Below are 5325 nucleotides of genomic sequence, written 5' to 3' on the forward strand. Positions count from 1 at the left end.
ACCTTGAAACTTCTGCAGGCATCGCTAACTGGATTGGAAATAGGGTCGTTAGGAAGGAAACTAAGAAGAAAGCATTCAAATTTATATAAAAGTTTTCTAAAGATATTTAATAAAGAAACAATAAATGATATAATCATAACCATGGTAATTACACTCCTTTGTGATTGTTGTGGTGACTTCATTATAGGATGTAGTTACCTTTTTTGTATAGAGAAAAAGGGTTAAGTTTATAGATTAATTTCAGGGGAAATTGATCAGGATATATAAAAAACCAAGGTAGAATGAGGTTTTACAGTGAAAAAGACATATAAAAAACTAACTGTTTTTTGACACTACCATTATTTTACAGGGGAAATTACGATGAAGAAAATAATTGGGTTGAGTAAATCTGAGGTCAATTTAAAGATTAAAGAGGGAAAAATAAATATTGCACCAAAACCTGTTGTTAAAAGTAATTTACAGATTATTATTGGTCATGTTTTTAATTTATTTAATGCATATAATTTTATTATTGCTGTTGCTTTAATTTCAGTACAAGCTTATTCTAGTTTATTTTTTGTAATTATAGTTGTTTCTAATACCGTTATTAGAGCAAGACAAGAAATAAAATCAAAAAATATGATAGCAAAATTAAACCTTATCGTCTCACCTAAAACTAAAGTTGTTCGTGATGGAGTCATAAATTTAATTGATAATGAAGAAATAGTTCTAGGTGATACTGTCTATTTTGAAACTGGTAACCAAATTAGTGCAGATACCAAAGTTATTGAAAATAGTGTTGAAGTAGATGAATCTTTATTAACTGGTGAAGCTGATCCTATTACTAAAAATCCTGGTGATATGCTATTATCAGGGAGTTTTATTTTAAGTGGTGGATGCTATGGTGAAGTTATTCATGTTGGAAAAGATAATTATGCCAACAAAATTACTGACCAGGCAAGAACTCGAAAACCAGTTAGCTCAGAATTATTAAATACTTTTAATACTGTTACTCGCTATACAAGTTACCTAGTTTTACCACTAAGTATTTTAATGTTATATCAAGCTTATATCATTCGAGATCAAAGTATTACAAGTACAATTGTAAATACTGCTACTGCTCTTTTAGGAATGTTACCTAAAGGATTGGTTCTACTTACTAGTCTTTCTTTAGCTGCTAGTGTTGTGAAGTTAGGTAAACAAAAAACACTTGTTCAAGAAATGTTTAGTATTGAAACTTTGTCTAGAATAGATGTTCTTTGTTTAGATAAAACAGGAACTCTTACTGAAGGAAAAATGGAAATTGAACAAGTAATTGATTTAGATAACCCTTTTTCATACGATACCCATGAAATCATGTGTTCTTTTGTTGCAGGCTCATTAGATAATAATATTACTTTTCAAACTTTAAAAAAATATTATAATACCCCTGCTAAATATAAAACATTAAATCGAATTGCTTTTTCTTCGGCCCGTAAATGGAGCGCAATAGAATTAGAAACAATTGGTACTATCATTGTTGGAGCACCTGAAATTATTCAACCTAAATATCAATTACCAGAACATGTAGTCTCAATGGCACAAAGTGGTGCCCGAGTTTTAATGATTGGTCATCATAATAATATTAATATTATCCAAGAAACAATTAATCAAACTACACCACTTGGTTTAATCATTATTAAAGATCCAATTAGAAAAGATGCTAAAAAAACACTTGCATTTTTTAGTGACAATGATGTAAATGTAAAAGTGATTTCAGGTGATAATCCTGCTACTGTTAGTGCAATCGCTTTACAAGCTGGTGTTGTTAATGCAGATAACTATATTGATGCTTCTACAATTAAAACAGATGAACAATTAGAAGATGCAATTTTAAATTATAATGTTATTGGTCGTGCTACCCCTTTTCAAAAGCATAAAATGATATTATGTTTACAAAAACATAAACAAAAAGTAGCAATGACTGGAGATGGTGTCAATGATGTATTAGCATTAAAGGATGCAGATGTTTCAATTGCAATGGGTTCAGGCTCAGATATTGCCAGACAAGTAGCTCAATTTATTATTATTGATGGTAAATTAGAAACTTTAGTTGAAGTGGTTCGAGAGGGACGATTAGTTATTAATAATGTAACACGTTCAGCATCAATGTACTATTTAAAAACTATTTATACTATCCTACTATCTTTTTTATCTATTCTTTTGAACATTCCTTATCCATTTATCCCTTTTCAAATGACATTACTAGATATGTTCATTGAAGGTTTCCCATCTTTTATGATCTTATTTGAACGAAACATTGAAAAACCTAAAGAATCTATTACTCATCATGCTTTAAGATATTCTTTACCTAATGCCCTAACAATAGTTTTAAGTGTTGGAATAATCAAACTATTAGCTCCTTCATTTCATTTATCGTTACCAGAAGTATTTACAATTTTATATTTTATAACTGCATTTATTTCTATTCATATGATTTATCGTATCTATTGCCCAATCAACTGGTATCGAGGTGGAGTTCTAGTTATTGATATAATTGGATTTATTTTATCCACCCCCATCTTCTGGCCATTATTAGAAATGCATAGCTTAAATTCAAAGTTAATTAGTTATATTTTAATAACAATTATTATATGTATTCCTGTTTTAATTATTCTTACAAGATTAATTGGTAAATATTTAAATAAAATTCAAACTAAATCTATTAATTAAATGAGAAGATTAGTTTACAATGTCATCAATTTAACGACAATAAAAGGATATGATTTGCATATTTATGTCTACTCATATCCTTTTTCTTTTTGGAATGTTAAAAAAGTGCATTTCAATGATTTTTAAAATTTCAGTATATAACAGTGTAGATTCTATTTTAGCCTCATCAAAAAAGATAGTTATCTTGATTAGATTTCTACCTGTTATAATCTTCTTAAATTGACTACATTGAAGAAGATTAGTAAATCTTTTTTTATTGCAAAATATTAAAAAAAATTATAGAAACACTATATTTTATAATCTTTTAGTGCTATAATTTAATTAAAGATGGCCTGTTGGTGAAGTGGTTAACACTCTGGATTCTCATTCCAGCATGCAGGGGTTCGAACCCCCTACAGGCTACCATATCAAAAATAAAAGCAGGAATATTTTCCTGCTTAATTTTTATATTTGGCTGGGGTACCTGGATTCGAACCAGGGAAATGGCAGATTCAGAGTCTGCTGCCTTACCGCTTGGCTACACCCCAATGTATATATATACTTTACTACTTTTTTCAGAAAAAGAAAAGGAGAAATTTAAAAAAATGCAAAAAATTCGTACACGTTTTGCACCTAGCCCTACAGGCTATATGCATATTGGAAATTTAAGAACTGCTCTTTATAGTTATTTAGTTACTAAACACAATAATGGTGACTTTATTTTAAGAATTGAAGATACTGATAGACAGCGAGAAGTTGCTGGAGCAATTGATATTATTTATGATGTTTTAAATGATACAGGTTTAAATTACGATGAAGGACCTTTAAAACCTGGGGATGTTGGACCTTACATCCAATCAAAAAGATTAGAAATATATCAAAAATATGCTCATAAGTTAGTTGAATTAAAAGCTGCACATTACTGTTTTTGCAGTGAAACAAAATTAAAAGATGCTCATAATAATACATATACATTTAATGATCCTTGCAAATCTCTTTCAATTGATGAAGCAAAAAAAAGAATTGCTAATGGTGAAGCATATACTATTCGTCAAACTATCCCAAATACTAGTACTACCACATTTAATGATGCTGTATATGGTACTATTGAAACCGAAAATAAATTATTAGATGAAGGAATACTATTAAAAAGTGATGGTTATCCAACTTACAATTTTGCAAATGTAATTGATGATCACTTGATGAAAATTACTCATGTAGTCAGAGGCAATGAGTATTTATCTAGTACTCCTAAATATAATTTAATTTATAAAGCGTTTAACTGGGAACCTCCAGTTTATATCCATGTTCCCCCTGTTATGAAAGATGAACAAAATAAGTTAAGTAAACGTAATGGTGATGCTAGTTATCAAGATTTGATTAAACAAGGTTTTTTAAGTGAAGCTATTATTAATTATATTGCATTATTAGGTTGGGCCCCAGTTGGTGAAGAAGAAATTTTTTCATTAGAAGAATTAGTTAAAATTTTTTCTGTTGATCGAATTAGTAAATCTCCTGCGATATTTGACTACGAAAAACTTAAATGGATGAATGGAGTATATTTAAGAAATATGTCACTTGAACAGTTTAATAACTACGCATTAAATTATTATCAAGATAATTTAAAAGCAGACATAAATTATATAGAATTATCAAAAATCTTACAACCTCGAATCCAAATATTAAATGAAATACCTGAAGCTATTGATTTTATTGATTCCCCATACCCATTTAACAAAGAATTATTTGTTAATAAAAAAATGAAAACAACAATAGAAAATTCTCTAGAAGCTTTAGAGTTAGTTTTACCTTCATTAAATAATTTAGATTTTGATAATGAAGATAGTATTAAAGATAAATTCATCGAATTAGCAAAAAAACATGAAAAGAAAAATGGTCAAATTATGTACCCGATTAGAGTAGCTTTAACATTTAAAGCTTTTACACCTGGTGGTGCAGTTGAAATAGCACATATATTAGGTAAAGATGAAACAATTAAAAGAATCAACAATGCTATTGAAGAATTAAAAAAAGTATATAGTTAAATTCAATGGTATTAAGTTAAGCATCGATACCAAAAAATCTCTTTAACAGAAATTAGTTACCATTCACAGTCAAATAAATAGGAAACTTCAAAAAAGCATGTGTAGATTCGATTTTAATTGAATTCACCATGCTCTTTTATTTTATTTTCAATAATCTTAATCTTGTTTTTGCTATGTTATTTGTAAATAAGTTTGTAACATTTAATATTTTTTCATAATCATGTATTTTCATATTATCAGTATTTATTTTTGAATGTGAACAGTAATATATGATTATAGAAATTTGATTTCAAAAGTAATCCTCTTAATTATTTTGTATAAAATAATAGAAGGATTATTATATGAGTGAAGTAATTAGTTATCAAAATGATTTAGTTAAATTTAATAATGATCTTTTCTTTAAATATCTTCTTTCCAGAGATACTGCTGAATCTAGAATGTTAAGAAAGTACATCGTTAAACTTGTTACCAATATCGACTGTAAAAAAATGATTGTTAAAAATCCTGAAATCAATCAAAATACTGTTCTTGCTAAAAATATTATTTTAGATATTTGTGCTGTTGATGAAACTGGCAGAGTTATTGATATAGAAATACAGATGGCAGGCAG

At 28.1% G+C, this 5325-nt stretch carries 3 protein-coding genes and 2 tRNA genes; 4 read left to right on the forward strand and 1 reads right to left on the reverse strand.

Features of this window, described 5'->3' with window-relative positions; genetic code table 11:
* The first annotated feature begins 360 nt into the window (after window positions 1–360).
* Window positions 361–2691 (forward strand): HAD-IC family P-type ATPase, encoded by a 2331-nt coding sequence (locus tag BMW96_RS13600; RefSeq protein WP_092357085.1) that lies wholly within the window; start codon window positions 361–363, stop codon window positions 2689–2691.
* Between the two features lie 329 nt (window positions 2692–3020).
* Window positions 3021–3096: transfer RNA gene (locus tag BMW96_RS13605), tRNA-Glu, on the forward strand.
* A 46-nt stretch (window positions 3097–3142) separates the two neighbouring features.
* On the opposite strand, the gene BMW96_RS13610 is transcribed toward BMW96_RS13605, so the two are convergent.
* Window positions 3143–3218: transfer RNA gene (locus BMW96_RS13610), tRNA-Gln, on the reverse strand.
* Window positions 3219–3275: 57 nt separating this feature from the next.
* Between BMW96_RS13610 and gltX the strand changes: the two genes are divergently transcribed.
* Entirely contained in the window at window positions 3276–4715 is a 1440-nt protein-coding gene (gene gltX / locus BMW96_RS13615) for a glutamate--tRNA ligase (RefSeq protein WP_092357088.1), read from the forward strand.
* A 341-nt stretch (window positions 4716–5056) separates the two neighbouring features.
* A partial coding sequence (locus BMW96_RS13620) for a PD-(D/E)XK nuclease family transposase (protein ID WP_177165862.1) occupies window positions 5057–5325 on the forward strand: 269 nt, incomplete at its 3' end.

It is taken from the genome of Thomasclavelia cocleata (assembly GCF_900102365.1).
GTDB classification, from domain to species: Bacteria; Bacillota_I; Bacilli_A; order Erysipelotrichales; family Coprobacillaceae; genus Thomasclavelia; species Thomasclavelia cocleata.

What these genes read in the sequence shown, in the direction of transcription:
- BMW96_RS13600 (WP_092357085.1), top strand. Translation starts at nt 361, where the DNA reads ATGAAGAAAATAATTGGGTTGAGTAAATCTGAGGTCAATTTAAAGATT.
- gltX (WP_092357088.1), top strand. Translation starts at nt 3,276, where the DNA reads ATGCAAAAAATTCGTACACGTTTTGCACCTAGCCCTACAGGCTATATG.